We start from the raw sequence: 20,924 nt of genomic DNA, 5'->3' as shown, positions 1-20,924 counted from the left end.
CCAAAGTGCGGACAAGTGGGAACATGCTTTCGCATGGACCCAAAACGGGGGTGATTTCTGTCCACCCTGTGGAGGACATGTTTGTACCCCGATCATCACCGGAATGCCGGACGTCCCCCGACCGTTGCACCGACCGGAAACGAGGAGGGCCCATGGGCATCGTGCGCTGGCTGTTCGACGCGCAGATCGTCATCGGCGACCAGACGGTGCTCTGGCGCGAGGTGATCGGCAACGTCTTCGGGCTGCTCAGTGCGCTCGGCGGGATGCGCCGCAAGGTCTGGGCCTGGCCCGTCGGGCTGGTCGGCAACGCGCTCCTGTTCACCGTCTTCATGGGCGCACTGTTCGACACCCCGAACCCCGTCAACCTGCTCGGCCAGGCCGGCCGCCAGGTGATGTTCATCATCGTGAGCATCTACGGCTGGTACCGCTGGACCCAACGCCCTGACGACACGTCCACCGTGATCGAACCGCACTGGGCGTCGTGGCGGACCCGCGTCCTGCTGATCGTCGGCATGGTCGGTGGGACCGCCCTGCTCACGCCGGTGTTCCGCGCCCTCGGGTCGTACGAGCCGGTGTGGAGTGACGCGTGGATCTTCGTCGGCTCGCTGCTCGCCACCTACGGCATGGCGAAGGGCTGGGTCGAGTTCTGGCTCATCTGGGTCGCGGTCGACCTGGTCGGTGTCCCGCTCCTGTTCTCGGCCGGGTACTACGCGTCGGGTCTCATGTACGTCTTCTACGGCGTCTTCACGCTGACCGGCTTCTTCGTCTGGGCGAAGCAGCGGGTGAAGCCCCCGGCAGCCCCCGTCACCGTCGGCTGACGACCCGGCTGAACGGCCCGCCCACGCCGAGCCGGTCCACGCCAACCCGGCGTGGATGTGACGGCCCCCGGTCTGGGACGAGACAATGGGGTACCGCACACGATGGGATGGTCGGATGGAACCCCTGCACGGCGAACGCGTCGAGGACGATGAGTCCCTCGCCGAGCGCACCGTCCGCGGAGCGATCCGCGCCTACCGGCTGCACTCCTTCGACGCGGTCGACGCCTCGGTGGTCGCCGAGGTCGCGGGCATCCCGCTCGAGACCGTGGAGCGGTTGTTCCCCGCGTGGGAAGCCCTGTTGCTGGTGACGTACGACCGGTGGACGCAGCTGCGTGGCACCCGTCGGAAGACCCCGCCGGCGTGCACGATCGACCACGTCCGGCTGACCCTGGCCGAGGACGTCGCCGACCCGGGGCTCGTCCGCGTCCTCGCGGGGGTGATCACCGTCGCGAGCTCGGAGTCCGGCTTCGCCGAGCTGTTCCGCAAGCGTTTCGACGAGTACGTCGAGCAGCTCAGCGACGGTCTGCAGCGCGACTTCGACAACGGTACCGAGGAGTCGGCGATCCCGGCGTACCAGGCGGCCACGCAGCTGCTCGCGGTGTACGAGGGACTGCAGATCCAGATGCTCGTCCGGCCACACATCGACGTCATGGTGGAGTTCGACCGGTCGGTCCGGACGCTCCGACAGGGCTGGAAGCAGCACGAGCTGCCGTCGTGGGACCTCGACGCCGACGTTCCCGAGCGCGAGACGCCGCAGCGCCAGCGATCGGCGGAGCACCAGCAGACCGCTCCCGAGCCCGAGCGGGAACCCCAGAGCCGTCCCTAGCGGGAGACCGACCGTCGTCGCCACGACGCGATCTGCCGCAGCGTCACCTTCGACCCGTACTGCGCGACCGAGTGCCGGAACAGGTACTCGGCGAACCAGAGCAGCAGGCCGGCGGCGACGAACACCTCGACGATGCAGACCACCGACTCGACGACGTTCAGCGAGCCGACGGCGTTCCGCACCATGGCGGTGATGGGTGTGAACGTCGGGAAGTACGTGAAGAACGCGGCGACGGGCGACGTCGGCGTGGTCATCACGAAGAACGCCGCGTAGAGCGGGATGATCAGGGCGAAGATCGCCGCGGACTGCAGCGCTGAAGCGTCCTTGATCGACGGCACCGCGGCACCGACGGCGACGAACAGCCCGGACGCCAACAGCACGCCGCCGACGAGCAGCAGCGCACCGACGAGCATGCGCCACGGGTCGATCGTCAGCCCGCCGAGCTGCGAGGCGACGAGTGGCAGGACGGCGAGCATCCCGACCAGCCCCGGGACGACGAACACCCCGACCTGCACGAACCCGACGAGCAGCATCGCGATCACCTTGCCGCGGATCAGGTCGCCGGCGGTGACGGCGGTCAGGATCATCTCGGAGATGCGGTTCTCCTTCTCCTCGACCACGACGGTCACCATGCGTGCCGCGAGCAGGATGACGAGGCCGAAGAAGGCGGCGACGTACAGGAACGGCGGCACGATCGACAGCCAGCCCGGCGCGACCTGCCCGTCGGCGTAGGTCGTGACGTCGGTGGCCGGTGGGGAGCGCAGGAGTTCGACGGTCTGGGGGTCGTCGACGGTCGCGGCGACGCTCTGTTCGAGCACCCGTTCGGCGAGCGAGGAGTAGCCGCCGTTCGCGAACAGGCCGCGGTCGGCGGCGTCGACGGTGATCGGCGAGTTCGAGGGTGACGACGGGAACGAGATGAAGGCGTCGAGCTTCCCGGAACGCACGGCGGCTCGATCCGCGTCCGCGTCGGTGGACGGCGACCCGCCCCACTTCGCCGCGACGGACTCGGACACCAGCCCGGAGTGGTCGACGTAGCGGAACGGGGTCTTCGTGGCCGACGAGCCCGAGACGACCGAGTCGGTGCCGGCCGCCTGTCCGATGCCGACGAGCAGGGACACGATGACGATGACGACCGGCAGCGCGAGCGTGCCGATCCAGAACGCGGGCTTCTTGACCGCGCGGACGAACTCGAACCGGACGACGGTTCCGAGGCGGCTCATGCTGCTGCCCCCGCGGCGGCGAGCGCGTCGTGGCCGTAGACCTGCACGAAGATCTCGTCGAGCGGGATCCGACGCATCTCGAACGCGGTGACGCGGACACCGTCCGCCACCAGCGCGGCGAGGATGTCGGCACCGTCCGGCGCAGCGGCGGACGTCGGCACGAGGTAGGCGACGTGCCCCTCGTGCCGCGCGAGCTTGTAGAGCGGTGAGCGGGGGACCGGTCCGTCGAGACCGACCCGGGCGACGGCGCCGCCGAAGGCGTCCTGCACGTCGGGGATCGACCCGTAGGCGGCAGCGGTGCCGTCCTTGAGCAGCAGGATCCGGTCGCAGAGCCGCTCGACCTCGTCCATGTGGTGGGTCACGAGGACGACGGTCGCACCGTCGGCCTTCCGTTCGTCGACCAGGTCGAGCAGCAGCCGTCGGTTCACGGGGTCGAGGCCCTTCGTGGGTTCGTCGAGGATGAGCAGCCGTGGCCGGTCCATGATCGTGATGCCGAGCTGCACCTTCTGCTGCTGCCCGCCGGAGAGTTTGTCGACGCGGAGCTTGGCGCGGTCGGCCAGGCCCACGCGTGCCAGGTAGTCCATGCTCCAGGCCGTCGCCTCGGGACCCCGGAGCCCGCGGAGGCGTCCGAAGTAGGACATCACGTCGATGACGGATTCCTTGCGGTAGAGCCCTCGCTCTTCGGGCAGGTACCCGATGCCGCCGGTGGCCGGTCGGTACGGCTGGCCGTCGATGGTCAGGGTGCCGGCGGTCGGGGTCGTGATGCCGAGCAGGGCACGGATCGTCGTGGTCTTGCCGGAGCCGTTGCTGCCGAGCAGGCCGAACGTCTCGCCGGCGGCGACGTCGAACGACAGTCCGTCGACCACGTTCCGGTCCCCGAACCGCATGACGAAGTCCTGCACGCTGATGGTCGCCCCGCTCATGCGGCGACCCTACCGGGGCCGGCTGACGTCTCGTGTGCCGGTCGCGGCCCGAGATGGTGACCCCACGGCGGACGGGAGGCACGGTGCCTGCCTGCACCGAGCCTCCCGTCCGTCACCTGGTCGCGTCCACGACGCGCACCCTGCGTCAGGAACGCAACCAGGCCGTCCCCACGCCCGGGAGGGCACCGTCTGCCACCGGTGCCGAGGCGAGCAGCAGCTCGCCGGCGGGGAGTTCGTAGGGGTCGTCACCGAACACCGTCACGCTCGTCCAGCCGTTCGGGCGTCGGAACGCGAGCACGTCGTCGCGGCCGGTCTCGAGCCACTCCAGGTGCTCCTCGGACTGCAGCTGGCCGCGCAGCCCGAGGGCCTTCCGGTACAGGTTCAGGGTCGAGTCGGGGTCGGTGTCCTCGGCCTCGACGCTGGCGTCCGCGAACCACGCCGGCTGCGGCAGGTGCGCGGAGCCGTCGCCGAAGCCGAACGACGGGCCGGACCGGGTCCACGGGATCGGGACACGGCAGCCGTCGCGGCCGACGTCGACGCCGGGGTTCCGGAAGAACGCGGGGTCCTGGCGGTCGGCATCGGGGATGTCGCCGACCTCGTGCAGCCCGAGTTCCTCGCCCTGGTACAGGTAGGCAGAGCCCGGCAGCGCGAGCTCGAGCAGGGTCGCGGCCTGCGCGCGGCGCAGCCCCAACGAGCGGTCGAGGGCGTCCTGCGAACCGCCGGCGAGCAGCCACGCGCCGCCCTGCTTGTCGGGGGAGCCGTTCCGCGCCGGCAGCGCGTAGCGGGTCGCGTGCCGGACGACGTCGTGGTTCGAGAACACCCACGTGGTCGACGAGCCGGACTGCTCGGCCAGACCGAGGTTGAACTCGATGATCTCCTTGAACGACCCGGCGTCGAAGTCGGCCTCGAGCAGGTCGAAGTTGAACGCCTGCCCCAGACCGTCGGCGCTGGCGTACCGGGCGCGGCGGTCGGCGGCCACCCAGGCCTCGGCGACCGCGGTGCGCGCCGGCGTGTACTCGTTGAACACGGTCCGCCACTCGGCGTAGATCTCGTGCACGTCGTCGCGGTCCCACAGCGGGTGCGAGCCGTCCTTCGGGATCTCGGCCAGCTCCGCCCAGGTCGGCAGGGCTCCCGACGGCAGGTCCTTCGCGAGCCCGTGGGCGACGTCGATGCGGAAACCGTCGACGCCACGGTCCGACCAGAAGCGCAGGGTGTGCAGGAAGTCGTCGCGGACCTCGCGGTTCGCCCAGTTCAGGTCGGGCTGCTCCTTGGCGAAGGAGTGCAGGTACCACTGGCCGTCGCCGACCGCGGTCCACGCCGGGCCGCCGAAGATCGAGATCCAGTCGGCCGGCGCCTGTTCGCCGGACGGTCCGGTGCCGTCGCGGAAGACGTACCGGTCGCGCGCGGGGAGCCCTTCGGCGCGGCGAGCGCCTCGCGGAACCACTCGTGCCGGTCGCTCGTGTGGTTCGGCACCACGTCGACGATCACCCGGATGCCGGCGGCGTGCAGCGCCTCGACCATCCGGTCGAAGTCGTCGAGCGTGCCGAGCTTCGGGTCGACGTCGCGGTAGTCGTCGACGTCGTAGCCGCCGTCGGCGAGGGCGGACGGGTAGAACGGGCTGAGCCAGACGGCCTCGACACCGAGCGACGCCAGGTACGGCACGCGCTCGGTGATGCCGGGCAGGTCGCCGATGCCGTCGCCGTTCGCGTCCGCGAAGGACCGCGGGTAGATCTGGTAGACGCTCGCCTGGCGCCACCAGGTCTCGTCGGCGCTGGTGGTGGCGGGCTGGGCGAGGGTGTCGGTCACGACGGGCCTTTCGTGGTTCGTGGGGTTCGTGGTGGTGTCGGTCGGTTCGGTCGTGCCGGCCGGGTCGGTCGTCTTGCTCACTTGATGGCGCCCTGGGTCACACCGGCCATCACCCATCGCTGGGTCACGAGGTAGACGATGATCGCCGGGGCCATCGCCATCAGGTACGAGGCGAACGAGACGTTGTAGTTGTTGCTGAACTGGGTCTGGAACATCTGCTGCAGCACCGGCAGGGTCTGCAACGCCGGGTCCGAGGTGATCAGCGACGGCATCACGAAGTCGTTCCACGACGCCAGGAACGCGAAGATGCCGACGGTGGCGCTCATCGGTGCCAGCAGCGGGAACACGAGCCGCCAGAACACCTGGCCCGTGCTCGCGCCGTCGATGCGGGCGCTCTCCTCGAGCTCGGCCGGGATCGACCGCAGGAACGCGGTGAAGAGCAGCACGCTGAACGACAGCTGGAACATGACGTGCAGCAGCGCGACGCCGAACGGGTTGTCCAGGTGTGCGAGCCCGGTGAGCTTCACCTGCGACAGCGCGAGCACCGGGAACGGCAGGAACATCGCGGCGAGCAGGTAGAAGAACGACCAGCGGAACAGCCGACGGTCCCAGTTCCGGGCGATCGCGAACGCGGTGAACGACGCGAGCAGGATCGTGCCGACGACGGTGATCGCGGCGACGAGCACCGAGACGCCGAACGCCCGCGGGAAGTCGGTGAGCTCCCACGCCTGCACGAAGCCGTCGACGCTGAACGGAGCCGGCAGCGAGAACGCGTTGCCGTCGACGGCCTGGCCGGTCGTCTTGAACGCCATCGTCAGGGTGACGTAGAGCGGCACCAGGATCGAGAGCGCGCAGAGCACGAGGACGACGGTGACGGGCCAGTTGGACCGGCCGCCCCGGCGGCCGGCGGTCCGGTCGGCGTCGACCGATCTGATGCTGCCCGTCTTCGTCGTCCCCGGACGGAGGGGTGTCTGGATGGTCATCAGAGCGCTGCCTTCCCGCGGGTCGCCCGCAGCTGGATCACGGCGATGACGACCGCGATGATGAAGAAGATCGTGGCGTTGGCCATCTGGTAGGCGTAGTCGCCGCCGTTGAAGCCCTTGAAGATCGACATCGCGACGCTCGTGGTCGAGGTGCCGGGGCCACCGTCGGTCAGGCCGACGATGATGTCGTACGAGTTCAGGAAGTTCTTGAACCCGATCACCAGGTTGATCAGGATGTAGCCGGCCGTCAGCGGCGCGGTGATCGAGATCAGCTGACGCCAGGCGCTCGCGCCGTCGAGGGCAGCTGCCTCGTAGACCTCGCCGGGGATGGACAGCACCCCGGCGATGTAGATGAGGAGCGTCGACGGGATCGCCTGCCACGCGGTGACGATCACGATGGCGACCCACGCCAGGTCGGGGTTCGCCAGGATGCTCTGCTCGAGCGGACCGAAGCCGATCGCACCGGCCAGGGCCGGCAGGCTGTTCGCGAACAGGAACGAGAACACGTACGCGATGACGATGCCCGAGATGACCATCGGCAGCACGAACACCGCGCGGAGGGCGATCTTGCCGCGGATCTTCGACGTCAGCGCGATGGCGAGCAGGAACGCGACCGCGTTGACGACGATCACGGTGACGAGCGAGAACCCGAGGGTGAACAGGTACGCCTGCAGGATCGCGGGGTCGGAGAACACCGCGACGTAGTTCGTGAGCCCGATGAAGCGGAACTCACCGAACCCGACGGAGTTCGTGAAGCTGAGCACGATGCCCATCACGGCCGGCAGCGTGATGGCGAGCGTGAAGAGCAGCAGGGTGGGGAGCAGGAAGGCGAGGAAGAGCGGTTCGATCCGCTTCCGCTTGTGGGTGACGGACTGGAGGCCCGGGGCGGCTCCGCCACGTCGGCGGCTGTCCGCCGTCGTGATGGCTTCGGTGGTCGTGGTTGCCATGGGACGTCTCCTTACGCGGCCGTGCGGAGCGCGAGACGCGCCCAGTCGGCGTCGAGGGTGCGGAGCTGGCGCTGCGGGTCGCCTCCGAAGGCGATCGACTGCGCGTAGTTCGCGACCGGGATCTCGGCGGGGATGAGCTGCGACGCACCGAGGTAGAAGGCGGCGTCGTCGTAGTACGACTGCATGCCGGTCAGCGCCGGGTTCGACGCCGGGGAGCGTCCTTCCGGACACCGAAGCCGTTGTTGTCGGCGTTGTACTTGTCGTTGACCTTCGACTGCATCAGGAACGTCAGGAACTCGCGGGCGGCCTCCTGCTTGCGGGACGCCTCCGGGATCCAGAGCGCCAGGTCGACGTTCACCCGCACCTTGTTGTCCGCGGCGTCGTCGGTGACGGGCAGCGGGAAGGTGCCGAGGTCCATGTCCTTGTTCGTCTTGGCGATCTCGCCGAGCGCCCACGGCCCCTGCAGGTACATCGCGGCCTTGCCCTGTGCGAACGCGAGGTTGCCGTCGCCGTACCCGCGGCTGGCGGCACCGTCCTGGTGCCACGCCCGCAGCTGGGTCATGCGTTCCATCGGCGTCCGGAGGTCCTTCTCGAACGACACCGACGAGTCCTTGCCGACGCTCGTGCCCTCGCGTCGCAGTGCGTCGAACGTCTTCGGGGTGTCGATCGCACCACCGACCGTGTAGTCGAACATGCCCTGCGCGATCGTCCAGTTGTCCTTGAACGTCCCGTAGATCGGGGCGATGCCGGCCTGCTGCAGGCGCTCGCAGAGGTCGGCGAACTCGCTCCAGGTCGTCGGCACCTCGAGCCCCTGCTCGGCGAACAGTGCCTTGTTGTAGATCACCGAGGCGGCGGTCACCGAGTACGGCAGCGCGCTCTTGCGGCCCGGGTAGTCGGCGGTCTGCTGCATGAGCGGCCACAGGTCCGGGTTGATCGTGTCGGCCTGCGACAGGTCGGAGAGGTCCGTCAGGGCTCCGTGCTCGACGAACGGCACGACCGAGAAGTTGTAGTTCCAGCAGCCGAGGTCCGGCGGCCGGTTCCGGACGAAGTTCGCGGACATGCTCGAGGTCGAGTCGCGGACGACCCGCACCTTCGACTGGCTGTCGTGGAACTGTGCGATGACGCCGTCGAAGTACCCGATGACCTCGGGCTTCGAGACGTAGAACGTGATGGTCTCCGGCTTGGCGCTCGAGGACCCGATCGGGGCGCACCCGGCGAGCGCGAGGCCCGCTCCGATGCCGCCGGCTCCGAGCAGGAACGAGCGTCGGCTCACCGATGCCGCCGTCCTGGTCGTGGCGTGTGGTTGCACGTCGTCTCCGTCCGTCCGGACCCGGCAGCCCTGCCGTTCCGTCCTGCGATCGGCTCCGATGCCGACTGCGAGACTAAATCTAGCGACAAAATCTAATTACGCAAGGAACTCGTTGCGCGATAAGGTCGCGGCATGCCACCACCCCGTCGAACGAGCGCCGAGACACTGCTCGCGCACGCCTTCGACGCTGGCGCCTTCACCGCGACCGAGGCCATCGACGCCACCGGCCTGACCCGCTCGACCGTGCTGGCCGCGTGCGAGGAACTCGTCCGGCTCGGCTGGCTCCACGAGCTCGACGACGCCCGTGCCGCCGGGGAGTACCGGATCGGTCGGCCCGCCCGGCGCTACGAACTCGACACCGCCGCCGGGGTCGTGGTCGGGGTGGACGCTGGACAGCACCGGGTCACCGCCATCGTCGCCGACCTGCGGGGCGCCGTGCTCGGTCGCGCCGAAGGAGCACTCGGTGAGTCGGGACTCGAGGTCCCCGTCCGGCTCGCAGTCCTCGCCGACACCGTGGACGACGCGCTCGCCGCCGCCGGTGCCGATCGTTCCCGCGTCCTGGTCACCGTCGTCGGCATCCCCGCGCCGGTCGACGCCGGCGGCGCATCGCCGGGCGACGGTGGCTTCTGGGACCGGATGAACCCGGGCTTCGTCGGCGCCGTCCCGCACGGCCGCGTCGTCGTCGAGAACGACGCGAACCTCGCCGCACTCGCCGAGCGGCCGTCCTCGGGGGACGCCTCGTTCGCCGCGCTGCTCTCCGGCGAGCGGTTCGGCAGCGGCCTCGTGGTCGACGGTGTCCTGCTCCGCGGTGCCCACGGCGGCGCTGGGGAGATGCGCGTGCTCGACATCGTCCAGGGGGCGGGTCGTCGGACGGCATCGGCGCGACGGCGCGGACGCTGGTCGCCGAGGCCGTCGCCGCGGGCGAGGTCCGGCCGGGCAGCCCGCTCGCGGTGGACGCCGGCGCCTCCGCCGTGTTCCGCGCAGCGCAGGACGGCGACACCGTGGCGCTGGCGATCGTCGACCGCCTCGGCGACCGACTGGCCCGCGTCTGCGTCCTGCTCGCCAGCCTGCTCGACATCGACCGGGTGGTGGTTGCGGGTGCGATCGCCCAGCCTGCGGTCGCCGTCATCGACCGTGCCCGCGCGCTGCTCGACGGCTGGCACTTCGACCCCGTGCCCGACCTGGTGGCGTCGACGCTCGGGGGCGACGTCGTCGTCATCGGGGCCGTCGCCCACGCGGTGGACGCGGTCCGTGCCGACCCGCTGTCGTTCCCGCTGGGCGGTGTCGATCGGATCAGTACCGACGGTCGAGCGGCAGTTCCCGCTCCCGATCCCAGTCCTCGGTCCACCCGAGCCGGTCGAACAGCGCATCCAGCAGCATCGCGGTGAACCCCCACACCAGGTGGCCGCCGCCGTCGGGGTGCTCGCTGTCCTCCGCATCGACGGTGAAGCCCGGTCCGCGCCACTCCTGACCACCGCGTCGGATCACCGTGACCCCGCGGTTCGCCGGGTCGAGCAGGTCCGCAACCGGCACCCGGAACACCGCGGCCGACTCGCGCTCGTCGACGACCCGGATCGGGGACGGCTCGCGCCACCACCCCAGCACCGGGCGCACCAGGTGGTTCGAGAACGCCAGCGGTACGGCGGGCAGCGTGCCGAGGACCTCGACGCCCGTCGGGTCGAGCCCGGTCTCCTCACGCGCTTCGCGGAGGGCTGCGGCAACGGCGTCGGCATCGCCCGGGTCGATCCGTCCACCGGGGAACGCGACCTCGCCCGGGTGCGCGCGCAGGGTCGTGGCACGGGCGAGCAGCAGGACGTCCAGGTCACGCGGGACGTCGGCGGCGACGGCCGGGCGGTCGCTGGGGGTGCGGTCGAGCGCGCCGAAGAGCATCAGGACGGCGGCGTGCCGCGGGCTGGCCGTGCCGCCCGGTTCGACGAGCGGCTCGGCGTCGCCCCACCCGGTCGCCGCGACCCCCGCCAGTGCCGCCCGTGCGCGCCCGTCGTCCATCACCCGCCCACCCTAGGCGTTGGCCACGAGTCGTCCGGCGATCGGTAGGTTCGACCCATGGCAACCGAACGTGTCGACGAGAGACCCGCCGACGAGCACGATCCCTACGCCCGCCGCCCCGGCTACGTGACGGGCGTCGACGGTCGAACCGACCGGACCACCACGGCGATGGTCGTCGGCATCGTGGCCGGCTTCCTCGCGCGGGTCGTCCTCGGTTTCCTCGGCCTGGCCGAGTGGGCCGCGCTCCTCGGTGGCATCGTGATCGGCCTCGTCGTGTGGCTCGTCCTCCGAGCGCTGCGGCGCCGTGCAGACCGGATCGCGGGTCGGTCGCCGGACGCCGTCCCGCAGGCTCGCGACCGTGCCATCGCCGAAGCGAACGGTGGGCGCCGGTTCTTCATCGCCCCGAACCCGATCGTGGTCATCGTGATGGGCGGGATCTTCGTCGCCGTGGGCGTCGCGCCCCTCGTGTTCGACGGTGCAACGGTTGCCGGGCTCCTGACAGCGGTGCTGGTCATCGCGAGCGGCCTGTGCTTCGTCGTGCAGGGCATCGGCACGCTCGTGGTCCGCCGGCGGGAGCGCAGCGGCCAGTAGCAGCGCGAGTACCCAGCGGACTCCCGGATGCCGTCGGCATCGTGGAAGAACCGAGGACGACTCGAACACGACGAGGGGACACCGTGGACCGCTTCCGAAGGCTGCCGTTGCCGGCGCTGCTGCCCATCCTGTTCGTGGTGCTGTGGTCGGTGTGGTTCGCGACGGGCCTCCTCACCGGCTCCGATGACTTCGCGCCTTTCGAGCGGGCGATCGGTGCGATCGCGTACGCGACGATCGCGACCGCGGGGTTCGGCATCGCGATCGCGGTCCGACGACGTCGAGCAGGCGGCACTGAGACGGCGGTGGGCATCCAGCGCGCCGTCCGGACCGGCGTCCTGCCGGAGTCTGCCGATCCCGTGGTGTGGGCACGCGAGCTCGACTCGACCCGGTGGCGGTACCGCAACAACCGGGTGGTCGTCCCGATCGCGGGCGTGCTGTTCGCAGCGTTCTCGATCTGGGCAGCACTCGTGATCAGCCCGTGGTGGTGGTTGCTGCTGGTGCTGTTCGTGGGGATGTGCGCGTACTCCGTCTGGGAGACCCGACGGGCACTGCGGAACATCGACCACCTGCTGACCACCCTGCGCGGAACCTGGACCGTCCGGCAGTCCAGCAGCCCGTGACCCAGGACGTCCCGCATCCGGAGCGGCGCTGGAACCACAACACGCACTTCCACGCCCGGGTGCTCGATGCCGTGCCGGAGGGGGCGCACACCGCCCTGGACGTCGGGACCGGCGACGGTCTGCTCGCCCGTGACCTGTACGACGCGGGGTTCGACGTCACGGCGATCGACATGGATGCGGACGTCCTGCGCGCCACCCGCACCGCGAACGCCGACACCGGGATCGAGTGGCTGCACGGTGACGTGATGGGACACGACTTCGGTCGGCAGTTCGACGTGGTGGCCTCGGTCGCGACGGTGCACCACCTGCCGGACCTGTCAGCCGGGCTCGCTCGCCTCGCAGACCTCACGGCGCCAGGCGGCACCCTGGTGGTCGTCGGACTCGCGAAGCCCACCCGGCTGCGTGATCACGTCCTCGGGTTGGCTGGTGTCGTGCAGCATCGTTGGTTCTCATGGCGGCGCGGCTACTGGGAACACTCCGCGCCGACGTGCTGGCCACCACCGCACTCGTACGCCCAGGTCCAACACACCGCGCGTGCAGTCCTGATGGGCTCCGAGTACCGCCGACACCCGCTGTGGCGGTACGTGATCACGTGGCGGCGCCCGCGTTGACGCACGGATGACGGGATGGAGTCGGAATGCGCTCGACCAGGCGAATCGTCTGAAACCAGGGCACGGTACCCACCCATGGTCCCGGCGGTCGTACGAGGTGTCCCGCAAGCCGATCTCGGGTTCAGGGACTACTCTCATCGCTTGCGCTGCGCGACCGCACTACGCTCAGCGAGGTGGGCGTGTTCTTGGTCGGGCTGGCAGTGCTCGGCGTCACATGGGGCTGTATCCTCATCCTCTTCCCGAAGCCGATCGCCCGCTTCGCGCGGAAAGTGCAAGGGGAGTTCTGGGGAGGCCAGTTCACTCCGGAACTCACACGATTCGCAGGCTGTGGATTTGTTCTCGGAGGCGTCATCGCAGCTGCCACGCTCGTCGCCGAGTTCCTCAGGCGCTGAGGGGCGGTGGAGCGCCCCGTACCGGATCGGCTAGCGAACAGCGCGCCCCTACACTCTCCCTCGTGAGTAGACGGAGCCCGGGGCCACGCTTCTTCCGACGCCCGAAGCCCTTCGCCGGCGGGGAGGTCTGGATCGTCCAGCACGACGAGTCACCGGACAACACGGTCCTGGGCGTCTTCGCCACAGACGACGAGGCGTACGCCTTCATGGACACGGTCAAGGACGACTACGAGAACGGCGTGATCTGCTCGAGCTTCTCGATTCCGTACCGGTCCACCGATGGCGCCGTTCGGTATCAGGCCATGGACTGAAGTCGGCCTCCGTCGGCCTGTCGGTCACCCTGCGAGCGAGGTCCCAGTGAGCAGAAGACGTCGGGTACCCGTGCGGGACCCGACGTCTTCTGCTCACTCAGCGGCCGAATGCCCACGCAGTGGGCCGAACGCTCACTCCGTGGTGGAGACCCAGTCGATGAGCAGGTTGCCCTGCTCGCCCCAGTTGCCGACCTGGAACATGAAGCGGTGCGGGGTCGTCGGCACGTCGTGGGTGATCGTGTCGAGGACCTTGCCGTCGACGCTGTAGGTGACCGACTCTCCGGGCACCCAGTCCACCGTGTAGGTGTGCCAGTCGCGCCACGAGACGCCGGTGCCGATCTGGACGCGGTCGGCCTCCTTGCCCGGGGTCATCGAGTGGTGGAAGGCCGAGGGGCTGTCCTCGAAGTTGCCCTCGGGGAAGTCGATCTCGCCGTCGGACCAGGTGCCCGACGTCGGCCACAGCATGAACGCCGCGCCGTTGCCGTCGCCACCGGTCGCCTTGGCGCGGACGGAGAACGATCCGCCGACGTGGTCCCAGGCTCCGGCGGAGGAGCCGAACGTGCCGGCCGCCCCCGCTCCGGTGCCGAGGGCGACGTCCATGACGCCGTCGTGCACCGAGACGGTCTTGCTCGGCGCGTAGATGCCGGAGGTGCCGTCGGGGTAGGGCTGCCACGACTGCGGGTAGAGCCGCGAGACGAGGCCGGTGACGGCGTCGGTGGTGAAGTCCTCGACGAACGAGGCGGCCGGCGCAGCGGAGGTGTCGGCGACCTCGTTCTGCGGTTCGGCCGAGGCCTCGGCCTCGGCGTCCGGCTCCGCGGCTTCGGTCGGGGTGGTGTCCTCGATCGGTGCGGCCTCGGCGGTCGGCGCGGGCGTCTCCGTCGGCGTCGCGTCCGACTCCTCGTCGTCCGAGGGGGCCGGGGTCGCAGTGTACGAGGGGGCGGGAGTGGGGGTCACCGGGGCGTGCTGCCCGTGGCGGTGTCCGCCCCAGCCCCACCAGCTGTCAGCGGAGGCGGCGGAGGCGGTGGGGACGCCGAGTGCCAGGCAACCGGCGGTCGCTGCCGCCAGGATCGCGCGACGGCGGCTCATCGGGTGTGCCGTTCGGTGGTGGGGGTGATGGGCGTGGTGGTCGCGGGGGTCGTGCCGCGCATGGGCGTGCACGTGCTTCGGGTCGAGATGTCGGGCTCCTCGTGGTGCTCGGGCGCAGGATGCGGGGAGGGGACGGCGCGCCAGGGGCAGGATGCCGAGGGGTTCGGTGACGCGTCCACGGACATCTTGCATCATTTGTGCCCCGTTCGGGGGTAATCGCCCGAATCGGCACTCGAACGCGCGGTGAACGGCGGGCACACGAGACTCGGGGTGGGCGACCGGACTCGCGGCCGAAGCCGCGGGAACCGTCGCCCACCCCGAGTCTCGGGCCAGCCCGCAGCCTCAGCCGCGCGGCACCGGCTGCAACCGCTGCAGCTGCGTCACGTGCCCGGGCTCGAGCTCGTCGAGCGACGTGACCCCGAGCAGCCGCATCGTGCGCTCGATCTGCTCCGACAGGATCTGGATCATCCGGTCGACGCCGGCCTCGCCGCCCGCCATCAGCCCGTACAGGTACGCGCGGCCGACCATCGTGAACTTCGCACCGAGCGCCACGGCGGCGACGATGTCCGCGCCCGACATGATGCCGGTGTCGAGGTGCACCTCGGTGTCCATGCCGACCTCCTTGACCACGGAGGGCAGCAGGTGGAACGGCACGGGTGCGCGGTCGAGCTGGCGTCCGCCGTGGTTCGACAGCGTGATCCCGTCGACGCCCATGTCCGCCAGACGACGCGCGTCGGCCAGGGACTGCACGCCCTTGACGACGACCTTGCCCTTCCACTGGTCGCGGATCCAGGCGAGGTCCTCGTAGGTGACGGTCGGGTCGAACATGTGGTCGAGGAGCTCCCCGACGGTGCCGGACCACCGGTCGAGCGACGCGAACGCCAGCGGCTCGGTGGTCAGGAAGTCGAACCACCACCACGGCCGCGGGATGGCGTTCAGCACGGTCCGGGCGCTGAGCTGCGGCGGGATCGAGAAGCCGTTGCGCTTGTCACGCAGTCGCGCGCCGGCGACGGGCACGTCCACCGTGACGAGCAGTGTGTCGAACCCGGCCTTCTCGGCGCGGGAGACCAGCGCCATCGACTTCTCGCGGTCCTTCCACATGTACAGCTGGAACCAGTTGCGGCCGTTCGGGTTGGCGTCGCGGACGTCTTCGATCGCCGTGGTGCCCATGGTGGAGAGCGAGAACGGGATGCCCGCGCGTCCCGCTGCCCGGGCCCCGGCGCGCTCGCCCTCGGTCTGCATCATGCGCGTGAACCCGGTGGGGGCGATGCCGAACGGGTACGCGACCGGCGCGCCCAACACCGAACGCGAGGTGTCCACGGACGACACGTCACGCAGGATCGCGGGTGTGAACTCGATGTCCTCGAACGCCTGGCGGGCGCGGGCGAGCGAGATCTCGGCCTCGGCGGCGCCCTCGGTGTAGTCGAACGCGGCCTTCGGCGTGCGGCGGGCGGCGATGTCGCGCAGGTCCCAGATCGTCAGGGCCTGTTCGAGGCGCTGACGCCGACCGGGCAGCGAAGGCTTCTTGAACTGCATGAGCGGCGCGAGGTCACGCACCGTCGGCAGCTGCCGCTTGATCGGTGTCCGCCGGGTCGACGGTGCCCCGGGGGTCGCTGCCGGAGCCCCGGTTGCGGGGTCGACTCGGTGCTGGTCGTCGATCGAGGTCATACAGACATCCTACGTCTCGGAGCGGATTGTGGGGAGGTGTGATCGGCCCGCGGGGTGTACCGGACGGGCTCGACGGTGCGGGCGATCGTTGCGCGCAGAGCCTCGAGCGATGCGCTGCGCAGGCCGCCGAGTCCGGATGCCCGCGCCTGCACCAGGATGTTGCCGAGCGCTGTCGCCTCGACGGGCCCGGCCAGGACGGGCAGCCCGGTGCGGTCGGCCGTCAGCTGGCAGAGCAGTCGGTTCTGCGATCCGCCGCCGACGATGTGCACCTGTCGGACGTCTTTGCTCGTGATGGTGCTGATCGTCGCAAGTGTCTCCGCGTACGCGGCGGCCAGTGACTCGAGGATCGAGCGTACGAACTCGGCCCGCGACGCGGGCGCGCTCAGCCCGTGGTCGCCGCACCAGGCGGCGATGCGCGCGGGCATGTCGCCAGGCGCCGTGAACGACTCGTCGGCGGGGTCGAAGACGGGGACCGGGGCCGTGACGGCCGCGGCGGAGGCGAGCAGGGCCTCCAGGTCGATGCCCTCGCCGTCACGCTCCCAGGTGCGGACGCTCTCGGAGAGCAACCACAGTCCGGACACGTTCTTCAGGAACCGGACGCGGCCGTCGACCCCGCTCTCGTTGGTGCAGTTCGCGTCGCGCGCCGCGTCCGACAGGACGGGTGCGTCGAGCTCGACGCCGACGAGCGACCAGGTGCCGGAGGAGATGTACGCGAAGTCCGGTTCGGTCGCGGGGACCGCGACGACGGCGGAGGCCGTGTCGTGCGAGCCGACGAGCGTGACGGGTGCCTGCCCGCCGACGGCGTCGGCGACGGACGGCAGCAGGGGCCCGAGTCGGTCGCCCGGGTCACGCAGGGTGGGCAGGAGGCCTGCCGGGAGGCCCGCAGCAGCCCGCAACGCCGGGTCCCACCCGCGGGTCGTCGCGTTCAGGACGCCGGTCGTCGACGCGTTCGTACGCTCGGCCGCCTCGACACCGGTGAGCCAGTAGCCGAGCAGGTCGGGGACGAGCAGCGCCCGCTGCGCGAGCTGCAGCGACGGGTCGGCCGCGAACTGGAACATCGTGTTGAAGGCCAGGTGCTGCAGACCGTTCCGGGCGTACAGCTCGGCAGCGTCCATCCGTCGGTGCACACGGTCGACGCCGCCCTCGTGCCGCTCGTCGCGGTAGTGGTACGGCAGGCCGAGCAGCCGACCGTCGCGCAGCAGACCGTAGTCGACCGCCCATGAGTCGATGCCGATGCTGACGATCGCCGGGTGCATGGCGAACGCCTGACGGAGGCCGTCGGTCACCTGTCGGTGGAGCTCGACGACGTCCCAGTGCAGGGCCTCGTGGTCGTGCTCGTGCAGGGTCACGGGGCCGTTCGGGAACCGGGCGACGTGCTCCATCCGGACGCCGTCGGTGTCGACGTGCCCGAGGATCACCCGGCCGCTGGTGGCCCCGAGGTCGACGGCGGCGACGGTGCCACTGTTCGTCATGTCGCTACCTCTCGTGGGACATCAGCGGAGGAACGCCGCGGCGACGCCCGCGTCGACGGGCACGTGCAACCCGGTCGTGTGCGAGAAGTCGTCGGTGCAGATGGCGTAGACGGCGTTCGCGACGTTCTCCGGCACGACCTCGCGCTTGAGGATCGTGCGCTGGGCGTAGAACGCGCCGAGGTCCTGCTCCTCGATGCCGTAGGTCTTCGCACGGTTCGCTCCCCAGCCGCTCGCGAAGATCCCCGAGCCACGGACGACGCCGTCGGGGTTGATCCCGTTGACGCGGACGCCGTGCTCACCGAGCTCCGCCGCCAACAACCGGACCTGGTGCGCCTGGTCGGCCTTGGTCGCCGAGTAGGCGATGTTGTTCGGACCGGCGAACACCGAGTTCTTCGACGAGATGTACACGATGTCGCCGCCGAGGCCCTGCTCGATGAGGACCTTCGCCGCCGCCTTGGACACCAGGAACGACCCCTTCGCCATGACGTCGTGCTGCAGGTCCCAGTCCTGTTCGGTGGTCTCGAGCAGGCCCTTGCTGAGCGACAGTCCGGCGTTGTTGACGACGAGGTCGAGGCCGCCGAAGTGCAGCAGCGTCTGCTGGACCGCTTGGTCGATCGCGCCGGCGTCCGTCACGTTCGCCGCGACGCCGATCGCCTGGTCCGGGCCACCGATCTCGGCTGCGGCTTCCTGCGCCTTCGTCAGGTCGAGGTCGGCGATGACGACCGCGGCGCCCTCGGCAGCCAGGCGCTTCGCGATCGCCTTGCCGATGCCGCTCGCGGCGCCGGTGACCAGGGCGATGCGGGTGGCGAGCTTCTTGGGGGCCGGCATCCGCTGCAGCTTCGCCTCTTCGAGGGCCCAGTACTCGATGCGGAACTTCTCGGCCTCGTCGATGGGGTCGTAGGTGCTCAGCGACTCGGCGCCGCGCATGACGTTGATCGCGTTGATGTAGAACTCCCCGGCGACACGGGCCGTCTGGGCGTCCTTGCCGTACGAGAACATCCCGACGCCGGGCACCAGCACGATGAGCGGGTCGGCGCCGCGGATCGCCGGGCTCGTCTCGTCGGCGTGACGGTCGTAGTAGGCCTGGTAGTCCTCGCGGTACTGCTGGTGCAGCGTCCGCAGCCGCTCGATGGTGTCGTCGATGCTCGCCGAAGCGGGCAGGTCGAGGATGAGCGGCTTCACCTTGGTCCGCAGGAAGTGATCCGGGCAGCTCGTGCCGAGGGCCGCGAGTTCCTCGGCCCGTTCACTCGCCAGGAAGTCGAGCACGACGTCCGAGTCGGTGAAGCGACCCACCACGGGCTTGTCGTGCCCGGCGATGCCGCGGATCGTCGGTGCGAGGGCGGCGGCACGTGCGTGGCGTTCGTCGGTCGGCAGTGCGTCGAAGCCTGCTCGGGTCCCGCCGAACGGGTCGGCCTTCCCGTGTTCCGCGATGTACTGCTCGGCGGTGTCGATGATCCAGCGCGAGTTCGCTTCGGCCTCCTCACTCGTCTCGCCCCAGGCCGTGATCCCGTGGCCGCCGAGGATCGTGCCGATCGCCTGCGGGTTGTCCCGCTTGATCGCGGCGATGTCGAGCCCGAGCTGGAACCCGGGTCGGCGCCACGGTACCCACACCACCGTGTCGCCGAAGATCGTCGACGTCAGGGCCGGTCCGTCCGCCGCCGTCGCGATCGCGATGCCGGCGTCCGGGTGCAGGTGGTCGACGTGCGCGGCGTCGACGAGGGCGTGCATCGCCGTGTCGATCGACGGCGCAGCACCGCCCTTGCCGTGCAGCGTGTAGTCGAACGCTGCGACCATCTCGTCCTCGCGCTCCACCCCCGGGCCTGTGTCTGATGCGTACATGTCCTGGAGGGCACGGACGCGGTCGACGCGCAGGACTGCGAGGCCCGCCGGGGTGAGGGTGCCGAGGTCGCCCCCGGAACCCTTCACCCAGAGCAGCTCGACCGGTTCGCCCGTGACCGGGTCGGTGTCGGTGCCCTTCGCCGAGGTGTTCCCGCCGGCGTAGTTCGTGATCCGCGGATCGGAGCCGAGCGCGTTCGAGCGCGCGATGAGCGCACTGATCGTGGTGTCTGCATCCGTGAGGTGCGTTGCGGGGTCCACCCGAGCCTCCAGTCCTGTGGTCATCTGTCTACGCGCCCCAACCGGCCTGGACGCCGCCGACGCGGTCCTCGGCGATCGACTGCTGGTACCCGGAGTCGAGGTACGCGCGCATCGGGTTCGCCGGCAGGCCGCGTGATTCCCGCCACGCGGCGAGGTCCGCCCGGACGTCGGTCTGGTATGCGTCCATGAAGACCTCGTTCGCGCCGAGGACGTCGTGGGCCTCCTGCGCCGCCGTCAGGGCCACGCGGTCGAGGAGCAGCGCCCAGGCCGTCATCTCCTGCACGTTGAGCACGGAGCGGATCTGACCGGGGATCTTGTCCTCGATGTTGTGGCACTGGTCGAGCATGAACGCGACGTCGTGGTTGTCGTAGCCGCCGCCGCGGATGACCTCGACCAGGATGCGGAACAGCTGGAACGGGTCCGCTGCGCCCACGATCAGGTCGTCGTCGGCGTAGAACCGCGAGTTGAAGTCGAAGCTGCCGAGCTTGCCGAGGCGCAGGAGCTGCATCACGATGAACTCGATGTTCGTGCCGGGGGCGTGGTGGCCGGTGTCGAGGCAGACCATCGCCTTGTCGCCGAGCGCGGCCGTCTGCACGTAGCTCGTGCCCCAGTCCGGCACGTCGGTGTGGTAGAACGACGGCTCGAAGAACTTGTACTCGAGCACCAGGCGCTGGTCGGCACCGAGGCGGTCGTAGATCGTGCTGAGCGACTCGTGCAGGCGGTCCTGGCGGGAGCGCATGTCCTCCTGCCCGGGGTAGTTCGAGCCTTCGGCGAGCCAGATCTTCAGGTCGCGGCTGCCGGTGGCGTCCATCACGTCGATGCAGCGCAGGTGGTGGTCGATCGCCTTCTGCCGGATCGTCTCGTCGACGTGGGTCAGCGCGCCGAACTTGTAGTCGTCGTCCTGGAACGTGTTCGAGTTCACGGTGCCCAGGGAGACGCCGTGCTCTTCGGCGTGCCGCTTGAGGTCGCTGAAGTCGTCGACGAGGTCCCACGGGATGTGCAGTGCCACGGTCGGTGCGAGCCCCGTGTACTCGTGCACCTGGGCGGCGTCGGCGATCTTCTCGTACGGGTCGCGCGGGGTGCCGGGCGTGCTGAACACCTTGAAGCGGGTGCCGGAGTTGCCGAAGGCCCAGCTGGGCAGCTCGATCTGCTGTCGTGCGAGCTGGTCGGCGATGCCGGTGAAGGTCGGGGTCGATGTCATCGTGTCACTTCCTCGTGTGCGATTGAATCGTTTCAT

The 20,924-nt window shown here is 70.1% G+C and carries 20 protein-coding genes and 2 pseudogenes; 9 read left to right on the top strand and 13 right to left on the bottom strand.

The window, feature by feature from the left end; translation table 11 throughout:
• Positions 1-152: 152 nt before the first annotated feature.
• Both pnuC and ACZZ0J_RS07455 read left to right on the top strand, forming a co-directional pair.
• A complete protein-coding gene (gene pnuC / locus ACZZ0J_RS07460) occupies positions 153-818 on the top strand; it encodes a nicotinamide riboside transporter PnuC (protein ID WP_463436045.1) in 666 nt (221 codons plus the stop codon).
• 115 nt (positions 819-933) lie between these two features.
• Positions 934-1,644 carry a hypothetical protein gene (locus tag ACZZ0J_RS07455; protein ID WP_463436043.1) on the top strand — a complete coding sequence of 237 codons (711 nt, stop codon included), beginning with the start codon at positions 934-936 and terminating at the stop codon, positions 1,642-1,644.
• Here ACZZ0J_RS07455 and ACZZ0J_RS07450 read toward each other — a convergent pair.
• From ACZZ0J_RS07450 to ACZZ0J_RS07420, 7 genes and pseudogenes are all read right to left on the bottom strand, one after another.
• Positions 1,641-2,864 carry an ABC transporter permease gene (locus ACZZ0J_RS07450; protein ID WP_463436041.1) on the bottom strand — a complete coding sequence of 408 codons (1,224 nt, stop codon included), beginning with the start codon at positions 2,862-2,864 and terminating at the stop codon, positions 1,641-1,643. The two genes, ACZZ0J_RS07455 and ACZZ0J_RS07450, sit on opposite strands and share 4 nt — an antisense overlap.
• Complete coding sequence (locus tag ACZZ0J_RS07445) at positions 2,861-3,787, bottom strand: ABC transporter ATP-binding protein (protein ID WP_463436039.1); 927 nt, start codon at positions 3,785-3,787, stop codon at positions 2,861-2,863. Before ACZZ0J_RS07445 ends, ACZZ0J_RS07450 begins: the two co-directional genes overlap by 4 nt.
• Before the next feature lie 145 nt (positions 3,788-3,932).
• A pseudogene (locus ACZZ0J_RS07440) lies at positions 3,933-5,710 on the bottom strand (glycoside hydrolase family 13 protein).
• Complete coding sequence (locus tag ACZZ0J_RS07435; RefSeq protein WP_111084433.1) at positions 5,671-6,576, bottom strand: carbohydrate ABC transporter permease; 906 nt, start codon at positions 6,574-6,576, stop codon at positions 5,671-5,673. The pseudogene ACZZ0J_RS07440 and the gene ACZZ0J_RS07435 overlap by 40 nt, the downstream one beginning before the upstream one ends.
• Positions 6,576-7,523: a carbohydrate ABC transporter permease gene (locus tag ACZZ0J_RS07430; protein WP_463436036.1), complete on the bottom strand. Its 948-nt coding sequence runs from the start codon at positions 7,521-7,523 to the stop codon at positions 6,576-6,578. The genes ACZZ0J_RS07435 and ACZZ0J_RS07430 overlap by 1 nt, the downstream gene beginning before the upstream one ends.
• A gap of 11 nt (positions 7,524-7,534) precedes the next feature.
• Positions 7,535-7,708: a hypothetical protein gene (locus ACZZ0J_RS07425; protein WP_461963242.1), complete on the bottom strand. Its 174-nt coding sequence runs from the start codon at positions 7,706-7,708 to the stop codon at positions 7,535-7,537.
• A 5-nt stretch (positions 7,709-7,713) separates the two neighbouring features.
• Positions 7,714-8,832: an ABC transporter substrate-binding protein gene (locus ACZZ0J_RS07420; protein WP_463436033.1), complete on the bottom strand. Its 1,119-nt coding sequence runs from the start codon at positions 8,830-8,832 to the stop codon at positions 7,714-7,716.
• A gap of 132 nt (positions 8,833-8,964) precedes the next feature.
• Between ACZZ0J_RS07420 and ACZZ0J_RS07415 the strand changes: the two are divergent.
• Together ACZZ0J_RS07415 and ACZZ0J_RS07410 are read left to right on the top strand one after the other, a co-directional pair.
• Positions 8,965-9,606 (top strand): annotated as a pseudogene (locus tag ACZZ0J_RS07415) (ROK family protein); the annotation flags it as partial.
• A gap of 176 nt (positions 9,607-9,782) precedes the next feature.
• Positions 9,783-10,220: an ROK family protein gene (locus tag ACZZ0J_RS07410; protein ID WP_463436031.1), complete on the top strand. Its 438-nt coding sequence runs from the start codon at positions 9,783-9,785 to the stop codon at positions 10,218-10,220.
• On the opposite strand, the gene ACZZ0J_RS07405 is transcribed toward ACZZ0J_RS07410, so the two are convergent.
• Positions 10,126-10,839 (bottom strand): NUDIX hydrolase, encoded by a 714-nt coding sequence (locus tag ACZZ0J_RS07405; RefSeq protein WP_463438154.1) that lies wholly within the window; start codon positions 10,837-10,839, stop codon positions 10,126-10,128. The genes ACZZ0J_RS07410 and ACZZ0J_RS07405 overlap by 95 nt on opposite strands.
• Positions 10,840-10,896: 57 nt before the next feature.
• Between ACZZ0J_RS07405 and ACZZ0J_RS07400 the strand changes: the two genes are divergently transcribed.
• The 5 genes from ACZZ0J_RS07400 to ACZZ0J_RS07380 all read left to right on the top strand — a co-directional run bounded on the left by ACZZ0J_RS07400 (position 10,897) and on the right by ACZZ0J_RS07380 (position 13,364).
• Positions 10,897-11,430, top strand: a complete 534-nt coding sequence (locus ACZZ0J_RS07400) for a hypothetical protein (RefSeq protein ID WP_463436029.1) — start codon at positions 10,897-10,899, stop codon at positions 11,428-11,430.
• 83 nt (positions 11,431-11,513) lie between these two features.
• The gene (locus ACZZ0J_RS07395; RefSeq protein WP_463436027.1) at positions 11,514-12,050 is read left to right on the top strand and encodes a hypothetical protein; all 537 of its coding nucleotides are present in this window, start codon (positions 11,514-11,516) and stop codon (positions 12,048-12,050) included.
• Positions 12,047-12,661: a class I SAM-dependent methyltransferase gene (locus tag ACZZ0J_RS07390; protein ID WP_463436025.1), complete on the top strand. Its 615-nt coding sequence runs from the start codon at positions 12,047-12,049 to the stop codon at positions 12,659-12,661. The genes ACZZ0J_RS07395 and ACZZ0J_RS07390 overlap by 4 nt, the downstream gene beginning before the upstream one ends.
• 173 nt (positions 12,662-12,834) lie before the next feature.
• Positions 12,835-13,053, top strand: coding sequence for a hypothetical protein (locus tag ACZZ0J_RS07385; RefSeq protein ID WP_463436023.1), 219 nt, complete (start codon positions 12,835-12,837; stop codon positions 13,051-13,053).
• Positions 13,054-13,115: 62 nt separating this feature from the next.
• The gene (locus ACZZ0J_RS07380) at positions 13,116-13,364 is read left to right on the top strand and encodes a hypothetical protein (protein WP_235035885.1); all 249 of its coding nucleotides are present in this window, start codon (positions 13,116-13,118) and stop codon (positions 13,362-13,364) included.
• A 132-nt stretch (positions 13,365-13,496) separates the two neighbouring features.
• Here the strand turns inward: ACZZ0J_RS07380 and ACZZ0J_RS07375 are convergent, their stop codons facing one another.
• The 5 genes from ACZZ0J_RS07375 to rhaI all read right to left on the bottom strand — a co-directional run bounded on the left by ACZZ0J_RS07375 (position 13,497) and on the right by rhaI (position 20,888).
• Complete coding sequence (locus ACZZ0J_RS07375) at positions 13,497-14,450, bottom strand: glycoside hydrolase family 16 protein (protein ID WP_463436021.1); 954 nt, start codon at positions 14,448-14,450, stop codon at positions 13,497-13,499.
• Between the two features lie 342 nt (positions 14,451-14,792).
• On the bottom strand, positions 14,793-15,986 hold the full coding sequence (locus ACZZ0J_RS07370) for an alpha-hydroxy acid oxidase (protein ID WP_123672509.1): 1,194 nt from the start codon (positions 15,984-15,986) through the stop codon (positions 14,793-14,795).
• A 128-nt stretch (positions 15,987-16,114) separates the two neighbouring features.
• Positions 16,115-17,590 carry a rhamnulokinase gene (locus ACZZ0J_RS07365; RefSeq protein WP_463436019.1) on the bottom strand — a complete coding sequence of 492 codons (1,476 nt, stop codon included), beginning with the start codon at positions 17,588-17,590 and terminating at the stop codon, positions 16,115-16,117.
• A gap of 21 nt (positions 17,591-17,611) precedes the next feature.
• Complete coding sequence (locus ACZZ0J_RS07360; protein WP_463436017.1) at positions 17,612-19,711, bottom strand: bifunctional aldolase/short-chain dehydrogenase; 2,100 nt, start codon at positions 19,709-19,711, stop codon at positions 17,612-17,614.
• A gap of 4 nt (positions 19,712-19,715) precedes the next feature.
• Positions 19,716-20,888, bottom strand: coding sequence for an L-rhamnose isomerase (gene rhaI, locus ACZZ0J_RS07355; RefSeq protein WP_463436015.1), 1,173 nt, complete (start codon positions 20,886-20,888; stop codon positions 19,716-19,718).
• Positions 20,889-20,924 lie beyond the last annotated feature (36 nt).

The sequence above is a fragment of the Curtobacterium sp. AC272 genome (genome assembly GCF_979258155.1).
This window is presented reverse-complemented; position numbering and strand designations above follow the sequence as displayed.